Raw genomic sequence first — 15,932 nt, forward strand, 5'->3', positions numbered from 1 at the left:
GGTTTTCGACTACTGATCGAAAACGCCCTGAGTTTATCAGCTGGGTTATCGACTTACAATCGGGAACATGCTTCCCGGGGGGTCGGGCTCACCAACGGGCCGCAAGAGCGCCAGCCTGCTCGAGGTGCTGGCCGCCGTGTTCACCGTCCACCGGGGCCCGAAGCCCCGCCTCCAGCTGCTGCTGTGGCGGCGGACCAAGGAACCGGACGTCGGCCGGTGGGCCCTGCCCGGCGGGGTGGTCCGGGACAACGAGGACGTCGACGCCTCGGCCCGGCGGCAACTGGCCGAGAAGGTCGACCTGCGGCAGGTCACCCACCTGGAGCAGACCGGCGTGTTCTCCGACCCGCAGCGGATGCCCGACGTGCGGATGGTGGCCACCGGATTCCTGGGCCTGGTGCCGATGGACGCGCACCCGACCCTGCCGGCCGACACGGCCTGGCACCCGGTCGACGCACTGCCCGAGATGGCGTTCGACCACGCCAGTATCGCCGACCGGGCGCTGCAGCGGCTGCAGGCCAAGCTGTCCTACACCAACATCGGGTTCGCCCTGGCCCCGGCCAGCTTCACCCTCGCCGAGCTCGGCCGGATCTACGCTGCGGCCCTGGGCCACGACGTCGACGTCACCAACCTGCAGCGCATCCTGACCCGCCGCGGCATGCTCGAGCCGACCGGATCGACCGCTCCCCCCGGCCCCAGCGGCGGCCGGCCGGCGGCCATGTACCGCTTCAGCGTCGGCGAGTACCGGGTCACGGATCCGTTCGCGGCGTTCCGACCGCCAGGGTAGGAACCTCCAGGTCCGGCTGCCCGTTCCAGGCGACCAGGAAGGTGTAGACCAGCGCGGCGATCGCGGGCTGGGCGAGCACGGCCAGGATCGTGCCGGTGGTCGGCGGCGCGGTCACGATCGAGTCGGCCGACGACGCCCCGACCGACGTGGGATCGATGCCCGGCGCGACGAGCAGGCCGACTCCCCAGGCGATCAACGCCCCGGCCGCCGAGCCGCCGACCACCACGAGCAGCACCCGAGCGCCGCGGGCCGACCGGATCCGCCAGGCGCCGAGCGCGATGAGCACGCCGGCGATGATGCCGAGCCAGCAGAACAGGGCCAGGCCGACGAAGTGGTAACTGCTGGTGGTCGGCAGGGGCGCGGACCGGCCGTCGGCGAGCACCTTGTACGGCATGCCCGGCGCCAGGAACGCCCAGATCAGGCCCTGCAGCACGCCGGCGGCGCCGCAGGCGATCAGGACCCGGGTCACGACGCGATGCAGTCCGCGCCGAGCAGCGCCTTGAGGTCCCCGATCAACGCCGACGTGCGGGTCACCCGCAGCCCGTCGTCCAGCTTCAGCGTGGTGCAGCGGGACCCGTTGAGCAGCCGCAGGTGCACGGCGGTGGTCCCCGGATGGGCCTGCAGCACGTCCTTGAGCCGGTCCACCACCGGCGGTGTGCAGCGCTGCGCGGCGATCGACACCTGCACCGGACCCTTGGCCGGATCGTTGGACAGGTCGGGCACCACCACCGACTGGGCGTGAATGGACAGCCGGTCGTCGGACCGCGCCACCCGCGCCTTGACCAGCACGATCGCGTCCTCGGCCAGCAGCATCGCGGTCTCCAGGTAGACCTTGGGGAAGAACGCGACCTCGACGCCGCCGGCCAGGTCCTCCAACGTCGCCGAGGCCCAGGGATCGCCCTTCTTGGTCAACCGCCGCTGCAGGTTGGTCAGGATCCCGCCGACGGTGACCATCGCGCGGTCGGGGACGGTGCCGTCCAGGATGTCCGGGATGGACGCGTCGGACTGCGCGGACAGGATGTGTTCCACTCCGGCCAGCGGATGCCCGGACACGTAGAGCCCCAACATCTCCCGCTCGAACCCGAGCCGCAGCTTGGTGTCCCACTCGGTGTCCGGGACCTGCCCGCGGAAGGTGTCGCCCTTCTCCTCCTGGGTCATCTCGCCGAACAGGTCGAACTGGCCGATCGCCTCGGCCTTCTTCAGGCCCAGCACCTCGTCGACGGCCCGCACATGGTCCATCAGCAGGCCCTTGCGCGGATGTCCCATCGAATCGAACGCGCCGGCCTTGATCAGCGACTCGACCACCTTCTTGTTGCAGGCGGTGGCGTCGACCTTGTCCAGGAAATCATAGAAGTCGGTGTAGGCGCCCTTGTCCTTGCGGCAGGCGACGATGGAGGCGACGACACCGGTACCGACGTTGCGCACCGCGCCGAGCCCGAACCGGATGTCGGTGCCGACCGGGGCGAAGTTCTGCACGCTGGCGTTGACGTCCGGTGGCAGCACCTTGATCCCCATGGCCCGGCATTCGGCCAGGTAGATGGCCATCTTGTCCTTGTCGTCGCCGACCGAGGTGAGCAGCGCGGCCATGTACTCGGCCGGGTAGTTGGCCTTGAGGTACGCGGTCCAGTAGGACAGCATTCCGTAGGCCGCCGAGTGCGCCTTGTTGAAGGCGTAGTCCGAGAACGGCAGCAGGATGTCCCACAGCGTCTTGATCGCGGCCGGGCCGTAGCCGCGGTTGGCCATGCCGGCCGAGAAGGTCTCGTACTGGGCGTCCAGCTCGGCCTTCTTCTTCTTGCCCATCGCCCGGCGCAGCAGGTCGGCCGCGCCCAACGTGTAGCCGGCCAGGTGCTGGGCGATCGCCATCACCTGCTCCTGGTAGACGATCAGCCCGTAGGTGTCGCCCAGCAGGTCGGCCAGCGCGTCGGCCAGCTCGGGGTGGATCGGCACCACCGGTTTGCGGCCGGTCTTGCGGTCGGCGTACTCGTTGTGCGAGTTGGCGCCCATCGGACCCGGCCGGTACAGGGCGATGACCGCGGAGATGTCCTCGAAGTTGTCCGGCCGCATCGACCGCAGCAGGGCCCGCATCGGGCCGCCGTCGAGCTGGAACACGCCCAGGGTGTCGCCGCGGGACAGCAATTCGTAGGTGGGCTTGTCGTCCAGCGGCAGGTCCTCCAGGACCATGTCGACCTCGCGGTTGGCGCGGATGTTGCCCACCGCGTCGTCCAGGATGGTCAGGTTGCGCAGCCCCAGGAAGTCCATCTTGATGAGGCCGAGCTTTTCGCAGGTCGGGTAGTCGAACTGGGTGATGATCGCCCCGTCCTGCTCCCGCTTCATGATCGGGATGAGGTCGAGCAGCGGGGCGGACGACATGATGACGCCGGCGGCGTGCACCCCCCACTGCCGCTTCAGCCCTTCCAGCCCGCGGGCGGTGTCGACCACCTTGCGCACGTCCGGGTCGGTGTCGACCAGGGTGCGGAACTCGCCGCCCTCGGCGTACCGGGAGTCCGACGGTTCGAAGATCTTGGCCAGCGGCACGTCCTTGCCCATCACCGGTGGCGGCATCACCTTGGTGATCCGGTCGCCGACGGAGAACGGCATGCCCAGCACCCGGGCGGAGTCCTTGACCGCCTGCTTGGCCTTGATGGTGCCGTAGGTGACGATCTGCGCGACCCGGTCGTCGCCGTACCGCTCGGTGACGTACCGGATCACGTCGCCGCGCCGGCGTTCGTCGAAGTCCACGTCGAAGTCGGGCATGGAGACGCGGTCCGGGTTGAGGAACCGCTCGAAGATCAGCCCGTGCACCAACGGGTTCAGGTCGGTGATGCGCATCGCGTAGGCGACCATCGAGCCGGCGCCGGAGCCGCGGCCCGGGCCGACCCGGATGCCGTGGTCCTTGGCCCAGTTGATGAAGTCGGCGACGACGAGGAAGTAGCCGGGGAAGTTCATCGCGGTGATGACGCCGACCTCGTAGTCGGCCTGCTTGCGCACCTCGGGCGAGATGCCATCCGGGAACCGGATGGTCAGGCCCTTCTCCACCTCCTTGACGAACCAGGTCTGCTCGGTCTCGCCGTCCGGGACCGGGAAGCGCGGCATGTACGAGGACGACTCGTCGAAGGCGACGGAGCAGCGTTCGGCGATCAGCAGCGTGTTGTCGCAGGCCTCGCGCAGGTCGTACTTGTCGGCCCACAGCGCACGCATCTCGGCCGGCGACTTGAGGTAGAAGTCGTCCGCGTCGAACTTGAACCGGTTCGGGTCGTCCAGGGTCTTGCCGGACTGCACGCACAGCAGGGCCTCGTGCGCGCTCGCGTCGGCCTTGTTCGTGTAGTGCAGGTCATTGGTGGCGATCATCGGCAGCTGCAGGTCGCGGGCGAGCCGGATCAACCCGTCCCGGACCCGGGTCTCGATGGACAGGCCGTGGTCCATCAGCTCCAGGAAGTAGTTCTCCTTGCCCAGGATGTCCCGGAATTCCGCGGCGGAGGCCCTGGCCTTGTCGTAGTTGCCGATCCGCAGCCAGGTCTGCACCTCGCCGGACGGGCAGCCGGTGGTGCCGATCAGGCCGGATGCGTACTCGGACAGCAGTTCCCGGTCGGCCCGCGGCTTGTAGAAGAAGCCCTCCAGGGACGCCCGGGAGGCCAACCGGAACAGGTTGTGCATGCCCTGCGTGGTCTCGGACAGCAGGGTCATGTGGGTGTAGGCGCCGGCCCCGGACACGTCGTCGTCGCCGCCGTCGGCCCACCGGACCCGGGTCTTGTCGAACCGGGACGTGTTCGGGGTGAGGTAGGCCTCCATCCCGATGATCGGGTTCACCCCGGCCGCGCGGGCCTGCCGGTAGAAGTCGTGGGCGCCGAACACGTTGCCGTGGTCGGTCATCGCCAACGCGGGCATCCCCAGCTCAGCGGTCCGGGCGAACAACTCCCCCAGCCTGGCCGCGCCGTCGAGCATCGAGTACTCGGTATGCACGTGCAGGTGAACGAAGGAGTCGGTGTTGCTCACGCCCTAGTTCTTAGCACGGGCTTCCGACAGTGCTCGGCGCGTCGGGGCCGCCCGCGGAACCGTGTCGGTCAGCGATAGTGGCAGTAGGTCTCGAGGTAGATCTCGACCTCGGACGCGGCGTGCGTGCCCGGGTCGATCCGGACCGCCAGGGACTGGATCCGCTGCTTGTACTGGTGCAGTTCGGGCGCGTTCTCGCCGATCAGATGCTCGGCCAGCCGGTCGAGTTCGTCGGAGAGCTTCTTCTCGCTGGCCCGGTTGGTCGCGACCGCGGACTCCACCGCGTCGATCCTGCGCTGCAACTCGATGATGTCCATCGTCCGCCGTCCCTTCACCAATCACCGGTCTGGATCGGCTCCGACGACGATCAAGTCACAGTGTGACCACCTCGAATACGCGCACCCAGGGTAATACGTCCCGGGTGCGCCAACTCACATCGCGAAATCACAGATCGTGTCGGCCAACGGGAACGTGTCGGTTCGCGGCCCCGGGGCCGGGTCGTTCGCCACGCCGGCCACGGTCACGGTGCCGGCCACGGAGAAGTCGTCGATCACCCAGGTCACCTGGTCCGAGGACAGCGGCAGCGGCGAGCGCATCAGTTGGAAGTGCAGGTGCGCCTCGGTGGTGTTCCCCGAGTTGCCGACCCGCCCGATCTGCTGCCCCTTGGTCACCCGGTCGCCGATCCGCACGGTGGCCGTGTGCTGCTCCAGATGGGCATAGAGGGCGTACACACCGCCGCCGAGATCGAGGATCACGTGGTTGCCGATGAGCTTGTCGAAGGGGATGCCGGGAACGATCGTGCGGGGCGGCACGTCCGGCTCGTCCCGGACCACGGCGACGACGGTCGCGTCGGCGACTGCGATCGTGGGTTGGCCGAACGCCAGGTAGCTCTCGTTGCTGGCCGGATCGCCGACAAAGGTGAACTCGACCCCGTCGGCGGCCAGCGGACGCCGGGCGAGATCGAACTTGACCCAGTCGATGGCGAACCGCTCGGCCGCATTCAGCTGCCCGGCCACCGGCAGGATCACGCCTCGGTGCGCGTTGAGCCCGCAGCAGCCGTTGCTCACCGACCAGCCGTCGCCGACCAGCGGCGGCCCGATCACCACCGGTGCCGCCGCGTCGATCGTGACCGGCCCGCCGGTCTGGGTGACCTGGTCCGGATATTTCGTCGCCGTTCCGCCCTGGCCGGCCGGGACCGGGCCGAACGTGGCCGTGACGCGGTGGGTCAGCCCGACCGGGACGGCGCCGGCGTCGGCGAAGACGGTCTCCAGGGTCAGCACGACGGTGCGCCCGGCCGGTATCTCGCCGATCGCCCCGGCCGCCGTCGAGTAGTCGCCGACCAGCACGGTCCGGGCGGCGACCTGGGCCTGGTCGAGGGCCGCCACGGGTGTGTCGGCACCCTCGGCCAGGGTCTGCAGCCGGGTGATGGTGGCCGGCCGGGGCGATGCATTCAGTACCGACAGCTCATAGGCCACATGATATTTGCCATCGCTGCCGAGGAACGGGACCGGGTCGGCGCCCTGTGCGGTGGTCACCAGCGGGGTCAGCTCGTCGCGCATCCCGTCGGTGTCCGCGGTCACCGTGGACCGGCCGGCGCGGACGGCGTCGACCACCCGGTCGATGGCCGTGATCACCGCCGGCGCGTCGTCGATCATCACGTTGTGCCCGCTGTGTGCGGTGACGTGCTCGGCCCCCTGGACCAGCTCCGCCATCGCGGCCTGAGCGGCCTGGTGGGCCTGGTCGATCCACGGGTTGTCCGGGGCCATCGGATGGTCGGCGGTGATCACCACCAGCGGCATCTGGCGGATCGGGGGTGCCTGGTCGAGCTGGTCGAGCGAGGCGTCGAATTCGATGCGCTCCAGGTCCGGGTAGTCGGCGATCTGCTCGGGGGTCCGTTCGTTCATCGTCTTCCACGCCGAGTACTGCTCCGCGGACATCGCGGCCCGCAGTTCCGGCGCGAGCGCGTCGACCAGCACCATCCCGGCGACGTCGGCGGGATAGGTGGCGGCGTAGAGCCGGCTGACCACACCGGCGTAGGAATGGCCGACCAGCACCACCGGTTCCGTCTGATCGAGCGCGGTCAGCAACGCACGCAGATCGGCCACCGCATCGGCGGTCGTCGTCGGCTGGGGCACCGGGTCGCTGCGACTGTTCCCGCCGCCCTCGATCGCCCGGGTGGTGCCCGGTCGGTCGTAGGTGCACACCCGCGTCCGCTCGGCGATCGTCGGGAACACGTGGGGGGCCGGGCCCAACGGGCTGTCCCACAGGTCGCCCGCCACGTCCAGTCCGGACTCGAGCACGACGGTGGGTGACCCGGTGCCGCGGCATTCGACATAGATCATCCGGCCGCCACCGATGTCGACCGGACCGGCCAGATCCTGCTGGCTCGCGGCGGGCGCGGCGGGCGCGGCGGGCGCGGCGGGCGCGGCCGGCGCGGCGGGCGCGGCCGGCGATCCGGAGCAGGCAACCAGCACCGTCGAGGCGAGGACGGCGGTCGCGGCGAGCAGTGCGGTGGGTCGGGAAAGCCGGTGGTGGGTCATGATGTCGAACTCCTGACGTCGTCGACGATCCGGCGGATCTGGTCGGTGACCAGGGCCGGGTGGTAGAGGTAGATGTCGTGCCCGCTGCCGGTCGCGGTGATGTTCTCGGCGTGCAGGTCCCGGGCGAGCAGATCCAGCGCGGCCAGCCATTGCCCGAAGGTGACCGTCTCGGTCGCGGCGGCCGCGGCGGGCACCAGATCGGTGCGCCACGGCTTGTCGGCCGACAGCACGACCGCGGGCACGGGGGGCGGCGGCGGCGCCGCGGCGATCTTCTCGAACGCGTCGATGAGCCGGACGCCCTCCCGGACCTGAGGCGACGTCGCGGCGTTGGCCGCATCCCAGTTGACGAGCCGGACCGCGCTGGTGACGTCCTCGATGCGCGGGGTGGCGGTGTCGACCATCACCAGCCCGCCGACCGCCCCCGGGTGCGTCCGGGCGTACAGGGTCGCGATCAGGCCGCCGTAGGAGTGCGGCACCAGGACGTAGGGCGGGGGTTCGCCGAGCGCGGTCAGCAGGGCGTGCAGATCGCTCACGTCCAGATCGACGGTGTGCGGCTGGGGTCGGGGCGTGCTGATGTCGGTGCCCTCGACCCGGACGTCCGGCCGGTCGTACGTGCACACCCGGGTGAACCGGGCCACCGACGGCAGGACGGCAGCCTCGCTGGGCACGAGAGTGCCCATCCCCCAAGGCAGGTCGTCGCCGGGGGCGTCGTGCGCGGGGTCACCGGGGGCGAGCACGTCCTGCCAGTCCTGCGCGCCGTTGCCCTTGCCGGCGATGAGCACCACGGTGGGCGACCCCGCACCGGCGCAGGTGGCATAGATGCTGCGGCCGCCCCCGATGTCCACCAGACCGTCGACCGGCCCGTTGCCGGGGCTACTGCCGGTGGTGCTCCCCACGTCGCTCGCGGGTCGCCCGGTCGTGCACGAGGCCAGCACCGCGAGCCCGCAGACGGTGGCGAGAAGCGTTGTCCGGTGGCCTGTTCTCATGACCTCCAGCATCGTCACGGGCCGGCCGGGTCGACAGATGGCCGGCACCACGGGCGTGATGGATGCCAGCACCACCCGCCGGATGGTCTACTTGACCGATGGTCCTGTCGGTGGTGCTCGCCGAGGACAACCTGCTGGTCCGGGAGGGCGTCGCGGCCCTCCTGCGGGCCGCGCCCGACATCCGGGTGGTGGCCGCCTGCCCGGACGCCGACAGCCTGCGACAGGCCATCACCGCGCACGACCCCGATGTGGTGGTCACCGACATCCGGATGCCACCCGGCCTGGACGACGACGGCGTCCGCGTCGCGGTCGAGCTACGCCGGCAGCGACCCCGGGTGGGGGTGGTCGTGCTGTCCAGCCGGGACGACCCGGACTACGCGTTGGCCCTGATGGAGGGCGGGACGGGCGGACGCGCCTACCTGCTCAAGGAGCGGGTGGCCCAGCCCGGGGAGCTGGTGCACGCCGTCCGCGAGGTGGCGGCGGGACGCTCGGTCGTCGACCAGCAGGTGGTGCAGCGGCTCCTGCAGGCCGGGCGGCCGGCGGAGTCACCGCTGCGCCGGCTCAGTCCGCGGGAGACCGAGGTGCTCGCCGGCATGGCCGAGGGCGCGAACAACACGGTCATCGCCGAGCGGATGTTCCTCACCGTGCGGGGCGTCGAACGGCACATCAACGCGATCTTCGCCAAGCTCGACCTGACCGGGCACCAGGATTACCACCATCGCGTCCGGGCGGTGCTGATGTACCTGGCCGACCACTGATGGAGCCGACCTCGATGGCCACCGACATCCTGGCGGCCGCCATGGACGCCGTCATCATCATGGACGGGGACGGTCGGGTCCTCTACTGGAACCCGGCCGCGGAGCGCCTGTTCGGGTTGCCGGCCGACCGGGTGGTGGGACGCGACCTCGCCGAATTGGTGATTCCCCCGGATCAGCGGGAACGGCACCGGGTCGGTCTGGCCCGGGCGGCCGCCGGCCGCCCCGGTGCGATCCTGGGTCGCCGGTTCGAGGTGGCGGGGTTGGCGCCGGACGGTGCGTCCGTGCCGGTCGAGCTGACGGTGACCCGGGTTGAACGCCTCGGCCGGACCCTGTTCGTCGGCTACCTGCGGGACATCACCGAACGCCGCCGCGCGATCGCCGAGCTTCGGGACAGCCGGCGACGCCTGGTGACGGTCTCGGACGAGACCCGGCGCCGGCTCGAACACGATCTGCACGACGGCGCCCAGCAGCAGCTGGTCGCCACCGCGATCACCGTGGCCGCCGCCCGCACGGCGCTGGACGACGATCCACCGGCGGCCCGGGAGCTCATCCGGCGGGCCGGGGACCAGCTCCAGGAGGCCATCGCCGAGCTCCGCGAATTGGCCCGCGGGCTGCACCCGGACATCCTGTCCCGGCGCGGGCTGTCCGCAGCGGTGCCCGATCTCGCCCGCCGGTCCGGCATCACGGTGGAGATCGGCGATCTCGAACCGGGCCGGTTACCGCCGGACGTCGAGGTGGCCGCCTACTACGTGCTGGCCGAATCGCTGACCAACGCGGCCAAGCACGGCGCCCGGCGGGCCCGGGTCGAGGTCGTCGTGCACGACGTCCGGACCTTCGGTGATCAGAGGCATCTCGTGCTCTCGGTGACCGACGACGGGCCGGGCGGGGCGCGGGTCGCGGACGGCACCGGGCTGCGCGGGTTGATGGATCGGTGGGCCGCGGTGGGGGGCGACCTGACGGTGGACAGCCCGGCGGGCGGCGGGACGGCGGTGATCGCGCGGCTCGACCTGTGAGTCGGGCGTCACCGGGCCGGGCGGCCGGCCCCGTCCCGACGCGCGTTCCACAGCCAGGCGATGCTGTTGGCGATCGGCCGGATCACCGCGGCGTCGTTCCAGTAGGCGACGTGCGAGACCGGGGACATGCCGATGATCAGGGCGCCGACCGAGACCGACCGGTCCTCGTCCACCGCCCGGTCCCATTCGTCGGACAGGCCCTTGAGCGGGAAGGCCAGCACGTCGTCGGCGTCGTAGAAATTGATCCACTCGGCGGCCGCGGCGAGCACCGGGTCCGCGCTGACCCGGGCCGGGATCTGCAGCGGCGTGGCGAAGTCGCCGTCCCGCTGGGTCCACAGCGCGATCGGACTGCCGAGCGTGTAGAAACCGGTCAGCGTCCGCCCGCCGGCCAGCGCGGTCGCCGCCTGCCGGCGGCCCTTGCTCAGGTCGTAGAAGTGGTCGGCGGCGATGACGCTGCCCAGGCTGTGCGCGACGACGAACAGCGGTGCGTCCGGCGCCTGCTCGGCCAGCCGGTCCAACGCCTCCCGCACCCGCCCGTGCACCGCGTCGTAGACCTCGCGGCTGTGCGGGGACACCTGGTAGGACACGACGTCGCCGACGAAGTTGGTCACCGCCCACCGCAGGGTGGGCCAGTGAATCCGGGGAATGCCGGGCACGTGCCGCACGAGTCCGGACAACGCGAGCGGCACCAGGGCCAGGGTGGAGCCGGTGGCCACCTTCTGGGTCAGCTTGTTCATCGCACCGAACCAGCCGGCGGCGAATCCCGGCACCACCCGCCGCTCCAGCCGGTCCTCCCGCTCGACCACCGCCGGCGCCCAGTACGCGGACTCGATGATCAGGTCGTCGTCGGCGTCCGGGTACCCGGTCGCCGCCCGGAACTGGCGGCGGAGCTGAGCGATCGCCGTCCGGGCGTAGTCCGGCTCGCGGATGCCCACGCCGTGCACGAACAGCACGGCGATCCGGGAATCAGCCATCCGCTAGGGCTTGTACTTCTTGCGCCCGATCAGGAACCCGGCGAGGAGCCCACCCACCGCGGCGATGGTCAGCGCCACCCACAACGAGGTGTTCAGCGTGAAGAACAGCAGGGACAGCTCGACCTGGTCGCGGTTGATGGCGATGAAGACGATGACGAGGACGGCGATGACGATCCCGCCGATCGCCCGACCGGACAGCCCACCGCCCTTCTTCTCCGGCGCGGTGTTGTATTCGGACATGATCAGTATCGTCCCACCCGCACGATATGAATGGGCTCGTTGTCCGGTCCGAGGTAGCTCCAGTTGTGCTGCGACCAGTGCCACGTCGCGCCGGTGACCAGATCGTGCGCCGGGAACGAGTCGTCCCAGCCGAGCCCGAGTTCGGGCATGTTCAGGTGGAACCAGGACGCCTGGTTGTGGTGCGGGTCCAGGTTGGCCACCACGATGATGGTGTCGTCGGTGCCGTCGGGCAGCACCCGGCGCTTGGAGAACACCATCACGTGGGAGTTCTCGGCGTTGTGGAACCGCAGGTTGCGGAGCCAGTGCAGCGCCGGGTGTTCCCGCCGGATCCGGTTGACCAGGGCCAGCCACCAACCGATCGACTGCCCGGCCTTGGGCCCGTACTGCTCGTAGTCCTCCCAGTGCCGGTTCTTGAATTCGTACTTCTCGTTGTCGATCTGCTCCTGCGCACCCGGCCGGGGCTCCGCCTCCATCAACTCGTAGCCGGCGTAGATGCCGTACGTCGGCACCAGGGTGGCGGCCAACGCGGCCCGCAGCTTCCACGCGGCCGGGCCGCCATTGGTCATGTACGGGGTGAGGATGTCGTGCGTCGTCGGCCAGAAGCTCGGCCGCATGTAGTGCGCGGAATCCCGCGCCAGCTCCTGGCAGTAGCTCTCCAGGTCCCACTTCTCGTTGCGCCACGCGTAGTAGGTGTAGGACTGCTGGAAGCCGATCTTGCCCAGACCGTGCATCATCGCCGGCCGGGTGAAGGCCTCGGCCAGCCAGATGGTCTCCGGATAGTCCAGGGCCACGTCGCCGATCAGCCACTCCCAGAACTCGACCGGCTTGGTGTGCGGGTTGTCCACCCGGAAGATCCGGACGCCGTGGTCCAGCCAGACCTGGATGACCCGACGGACCTCGGCGTAGATGCCCTGGGGGTCGTTGTCGAAGTTCAGCGGGTAGATGTCCTGGTACTTCTTGGGCGGATTCTCCGCGTAGGCGATGGTGCCGTCGTTGCGGGTGGTGAACCATTCGGGATGCTCGGCCACCCAGGGGTGGTCCGGCGCGCACTGCAGCGCGATGTCCAGCGCCACTTCCAGGCCCAGCTCGCGGGCCCGGGCGACGAACGCGTCGAAGTCGGCGAACGTGCCGAGCTCGGGATGGATGGCGTCGTGTCCGCCCTCGGCGGCGCCGATCGCGTACGGCGAACCCGGGTCGTGCTCGTCGACGATCAGCGTGTTGTTCGGGCCCTTCCGGTTGACCCGGCCGATCGGGTGGATCGGCGTGAGATAGATGACGTCGAAACCCATCTCGGCGACGGCCGGCAGCCGCTCGGCGGCGGTGGCGAAGGTACCGGTCTGCCACAGTCCCGTCGCCTCGTCGAACCGGCAGCCCTCCGAACGGGGGAAGAACTCGTACCAGGCCCCGTACAGCGCCCGTTCCCGTTCCACCAGCCACGGGTAGTCCGGGCTGGCGGTCACGTAGTCGCGCAGTGGGCGGGCCGCCATCTCCTGCTCCACCGCGGTGGACACGCCGCCGCGCAGCCGGTTACCGGGCGAATGGCTGACGTCGCGAAGCTTCCAGATCGCGTCATGCAATACCGCGGCCTGCTCCGGGGTGTGCTCGATCGAGGCCAGCGCCCGTTCCAGTACCCGGGCGCCCTCCTCCAGCATCACCTCGGTGTCCACGTCGGCGGCGACCTTGATCGTCGCGTCGTGATGCCAGGTGCCGTACGGGTCGGACCAGCCTTCCACCCGGTAGCTCCACAGCCCCTCGGCCGGTGCACTGACCGTCACGGTCCAGTGATCCAGGCCCGGGTTGATGCACCGCATCGGCAGCGTGGTCGTCGCCCCGTCGGGCGCGGTGAGGACAACGTTGGCGTTCACCGCGTCGTGGCCCTCCCGGTACACCGTCGCGGTGATGTCGAACTCCTCCCCCACCACCGACTTCGACGGCCGGGTGCCGTCGTCGACGAGCGGGAACACGTCGGCGACCGGGATTCGGCCCAGCGGCCGGGAGCCGACCGTCGGCGGAACCCGCTTCGGCGGCGGGGCCTCGGCGACCGGCGCGGCCTCGACGACCGGTGCGGCCTTCGGGGCCGCCGGCTTGCGCGGGGCCCGGGGCGCCCGGGGCTTGGCCGGGGCCTTCGGCTTCGTCGCGGTCGCGGGGGTGGGCGCAGCCGCGGGGACGGACTCGGGGCTCTCGACCGGCTTCTTCGCGCGCGGAGGCATGCGATCAGCCCCGAGCCGCGCGGTACCGGCGAATGAGCTCGTTGGTCGAGCTGTCGTGTCCCAGATCGGGCTCGTCCTTCGCCTGTAATTCCGGAATCACCCGCTGCGCGAGCTGTTTGCCCAGCTCGACGCCCCACTGGTCGAACGACCCGATCGACCACACCGCACCCTGGGTGAACACGCTGTGCTCGTACAGCGCCACCAGCTGGCCGAGCACGTACGGGGTCAGCTTCTCGATCAGGAAGGTCGACGACGGCCGGTTGCCGTCGAACACCTTGAACGGCACCAGATCCTCGGCGACACCCTCGGCGCGAACCTGCTCGGCGGTCTTGCCGAAGGCCAGCGCCTCGCCCTGCGCGAAGACGTTCGAGGTCAGGTAGTCGTGGTGGTCGCCCAGCGGGTTCAGCGAGTGCGCGAAGGCGATGAAGTCGACCGGGATCAGCAGGGTGCCCTGGTGAATCAGCTGGTAGAAGGAATGCTGACCGTTGGTGCCGGGCTCACCCCAGTAGACCGGGCACGTGCTGTAGTCGACCTTCACCCCGCCGAGGGTGACGTGCTTGCCGTTGGATTCCATGGTCAGCTGCTGCAGGTAGGCCGGGAAGCGCAACAGGTACTGGTCGTAGGGCAGCACGGCCTGGGTCTGCGCGCCGAAGAATTCGGTGTACCAGAAGGTGAGCAGGCCCATCAGCACCGGCAGGTTCTCGGGCAGCGGCGCGGACCGGAAGTGCTCGTCGATCGCGTGTGAGCCGGCCAGCAGGTCGGCGTAGTTCTCCGGGCCGATCGCGATCATGGTGGACAGGCCGATCGCGGACTCCATCGAGTACCGGCCGCCGACCCAGTTCCAGAAGCCGAACATGTTGGCCGTGTCGATGCCGAAGGCGCCGACCGCTTCGGCGTTGGTGGAGACCGCGACGAAATGCTTGGCCACCGCAGCCTCGTCGCCCAGGGCGGCCAGTGACCAGTCCCGCGCGGTGTGCGCGTTGGTCATCGTCTCCAGGGTGGTGAAGGTCTTGGAGGAGACGATGAACAGGGTCTCCGCGGGGTCCAGGTCGTGCGTCTTCTCGGCGAAGTCGGTGCCGTCGACATTGGAGACGAAGCGGAACGTCAGGCCCCGGTCGGAGTAGTGCCGCAGCGCCTCGTAGGCCATCACCGGGCCCAGGTCGCTGCCGCCGATGCCGATGTTGACGATGTTGACGATCGGTTTGCCGGTGTGCCCGGTCCACTCGCGGGCCCGGATCTTGTCGGCGAACGCGCCCATCCGGCCGAGCACCTCGTGCACGTCCGGCACGACGTCGGCCCCGTCGGTCTCGATCACCGCACCGGCCGGGGCGCGCAGCGCCACATGCAGCACCGCGCGGTCCTCGGTGATGTTGATGTGCTCGCCGGCGAACATGTCCGCCCGCAGGTCGGCCAGGTTCGATTCCTCCGCCAGCGCGACCAGCAACTCGATCGTCTCGGCGGTGATCCGGTGCTTGGAATAGTCCAGATAGATGCCCTCGGCCTGCAGCGACAGGCTGGTGCCGCGCTCGGCGTCGGCGGCGAACAGCTCGGCCAGGGTGGCGTCACGCAGCTTCTCGAAATGCTGCTGCAGGGCCTGGAACGCCGGGCGCTGACGAAGCGGTGCCGGGACGGAGTAAGTCATGGTTTCAGAACCTACCGGGACGCCCCGACGGACGCAGTCGATGGCGTGCCGGAGGCCGCGAGTTGGTCAGCCGTTCATCTGCACGATCTGGATGAGGTTGCCGCAGGTGTCGTCCAGAACCGCCGTGGTCACCGGCCCCAGCACCGTCGGCGGCTGGGCGAACACCACTCCCCGCTCACACAGTTCGGCATGGGCGGCGGCCACGTCGTCGACGGCGAACTGGGTGGCCGGGATGCCGTCGGCGACCAGGGCCGCCTTGAATGCCTTCGCGGCGGGATGGGCGTCCGGCTCCAGCAGCAGCTGGACGTCCGAATGGTCGTCGCCGACGGTCAACCACCGGTATTCGCCGGCCGGCACGTCATAGCCCGGCCGGAAGCCGAGCTTGTCGGTGTAGAACGCCAAGGCCTTGGCCTGGTCGTCGACGAACACGCTGGTGACGCTGATCCGGAGCATCAGTTCTCCTTCTCGTGGGTGGACTCGTGGTTGACGGGCGCGACGGGCCACCGCCGGGCGATCTCGCCCAGCGGCGCGGTGGTCAGGTGGTGCAGCTTGGTGCGGCCGGCCCGCTCGGTGCGGACCAGCCCGGCCTGCTCGAGCAGCGCCAGGTGCTGCGAGATGGCCTGGCGCGACGAGCCGATCTCATGCCGCATCGCCAACCGGGTGCAGATCTCGAACAGCGATTGGCCGTCCCGCTGCGCCAGCTCGTCCAGGATGATCCGGCGGGTGGCGTCGGCGAGCGCCCGGAACAGGGCGTCGGAAGCAGCGGACTCGGCCACACCTCACCACAATAGGCAA

Annotated in this window: 14 protein-coding genes; 3 read left to right on the forward strand and 11 right to left on the reverse strand. The window is 70.0% G+C overall.

Features of this window, described 5'->3' with window-relative positions; all coding sequences use genetic code 11:
• Positions 1 to 67: 67 nt before the first annotated feature.
• Positions 68 to 784, forward strand: coding sequence for an NUDIX hydrolase (locus ACILSK_RS08930; protein WP_395726797.1), 717 nt, complete (start codon positions 68 to 70; stop codon positions 782 to 784).
• Here ACILSK_RS08930 and ACILSK_RS08935 read toward each other — a convergent pair.
• From ACILSK_RS08935 to ACILSK_RS08955, 5 genes are all read right to left on the reverse strand, one after another.
• Positions 747 to 1,253: a DUF2567 domain-containing protein gene (locus tag ACILSK_RS08935; protein ID WP_395726798.1), complete on the reverse strand. Its 507-nt coding sequence runs from the start codon at positions 1,251 to 1,253 to the stop codon at positions 747 to 749. The two genes, ACILSK_RS08930 and ACILSK_RS08935, sit on opposite strands and share 38 nt — an antisense overlap.
• Positions 1,250 to 4,777, reverse strand: a complete 3,528-nt coding sequence (dnaE, locus tag ACILSK_RS08940; protein ID WP_395726799.1) for a DNA polymerase III subunit alpha — start codon at positions 4,775 to 4,777, stop codon at positions 1,250 to 1,252. The genes ACILSK_RS08935 and dnaE overlap by 4 nt, the downstream gene beginning before the upstream one ends.
• 68 nt (positions 4,778 to 4,845) lie before the next feature.
• Entirely contained in the window at positions 4,846 to 5,091 is a 246-nt protein-coding gene (locus ACILSK_RS08945; protein ID WP_395726800.1) for a hypothetical protein, read from the reverse strand.
• A 114-nt stretch (positions 5,092 to 5,205) separates the two neighbouring features.
• Positions 5,206 to 7,314: an alpha/beta fold hydrolase gene (locus tag ACILSK_RS08950; protein WP_395726801.1), complete on the reverse strand. Its 2,109-nt coding sequence runs from the start codon at positions 7,312 to 7,314 to the stop codon at positions 5,206 to 5,208.
• Complete coding sequence (locus tag ACILSK_RS08955) at positions 7,311 to 8,300, reverse strand: alpha/beta fold hydrolase (protein ID WP_395726802.1); 990 nt, start codon at positions 8,298 to 8,300, stop codon at positions 7,311 to 7,313. The genes ACILSK_RS08950 and ACILSK_RS08955 overlap by 4 nt, the downstream gene beginning before the upstream one ends.
• A 98-nt stretch (positions 8,301 to 8,398) precedes the next feature.
• Between ACILSK_RS08955 and ACILSK_RS08960 the strand changes: the two genes are divergently transcribed.
• Both ACILSK_RS08960 and ACILSK_RS08965 read left to right on the forward strand, forming a co-directional pair.
• Positions 8,399 to 9,058 carry a response regulator gene (locus ACILSK_RS08960; protein ID WP_395726803.1) on the forward strand — a complete coding sequence of 220 codons (660 nt, stop codon included), beginning with the start codon at positions 8,399 to 8,401 and terminating at the stop codon, positions 9,056 to 9,058.
• Between the two features lie 14 nt (positions 9,059 to 9,072).
• The gene (locus ACILSK_RS08965) at positions 9,073 to 10,071 is read left to right on the forward strand and encodes a PAS domain-containing sensor histidine kinase (RefSeq protein ID WP_395726804.1); all 999 of its coding nucleotides are present in this window, start codon (positions 9,073 to 9,075) and stop codon (positions 10,069 to 10,071) included.
• 8 nt (positions 10,072 to 10,079) lie between these two features.
• Here the strand turns inward: ACILSK_RS08965 and ACILSK_RS08970 are convergent, their stop codons facing one another.
• The 6 genes from ACILSK_RS08970 to ACILSK_RS08995 all read right to left on the reverse strand — a co-directional run bounded on the left by ACILSK_RS08970 (position 10,080) and on the right by ACILSK_RS08995 (position 15,913).
• Complete coding sequence (locus tag ACILSK_RS08970) at positions 10,080 to 11,045, reverse strand: hypothetical protein (RefSeq protein ID WP_395726805.1); 966 nt, start codon at positions 11,043 to 11,045, stop codon at positions 10,080 to 10,082.
• Positions 11,046 to 11,048: 3 nt separating this feature from the next.
• A complete protein-coding gene (locus tag ACILSK_RS08975; RefSeq protein WP_395726806.1) occupies positions 11,049 to 11,285 on the reverse strand; it encodes a LapA family protein in 237 nt (78 codons plus the stop codon).
• A gap of 2 nt (positions 11,286 to 11,287) precedes the next feature.
• The gene (locus ACILSK_RS08980; protein ID WP_395726807.1) at positions 11,288 to 13,495 is read right to left on the reverse strand and encodes a maltotransferase domain-containing protein; all 2,208 of its coding nucleotides are present in this window, start codon (positions 13,493 to 13,495) and stop codon (positions 11,288 to 11,290) included.
• A 4-nt stretch (positions 13,496 to 13,499) separates the two neighbouring features.
• On the reverse strand, positions 13,500 to 15,137 hold the full coding sequence (pgi, locus tag ACILSK_RS08985; protein ID WP_395726808.1) for a glucose-6-phosphate isomerase: 1,638 nt from the start codon (positions 15,135 to 15,137) through the stop codon (positions 13,500 to 13,502).
• 66 nt (positions 15,138 to 15,203) lie between these two features.
• Positions 15,204 to 15,590, reverse strand: coding sequence for a VOC family protein (locus ACILSK_RS08990; RefSeq protein WP_395726809.1), 387 nt, complete (start codon positions 15,588 to 15,590; stop codon positions 15,204 to 15,206).
• Positions 15,590 to 15,913 carry an ArsR/SmtB family transcription factor gene (locus ACILSK_RS08995; RefSeq protein ID WP_395726810.1) on the reverse strand — a complete coding sequence of 108 codons (324 nt, stop codon included), beginning with the start codon at positions 15,911 to 15,913 and terminating at the stop codon, positions 15,590 to 15,592. The genes ACILSK_RS08990 and ACILSK_RS08995 overlap by 1 nt, the downstream gene beginning before the upstream one ends.
• Positions 15,914 to 15,932 lie beyond the last annotated feature (19 nt).

Source organism: Nakamurella sp. (genome assembly GCF_044224575.1).
Taxonomy (GTDB): Bacteria; Actinomycetota; Actinomycetes; order Mycobacteriales; family Nakamurellaceae; genus Nakamurella.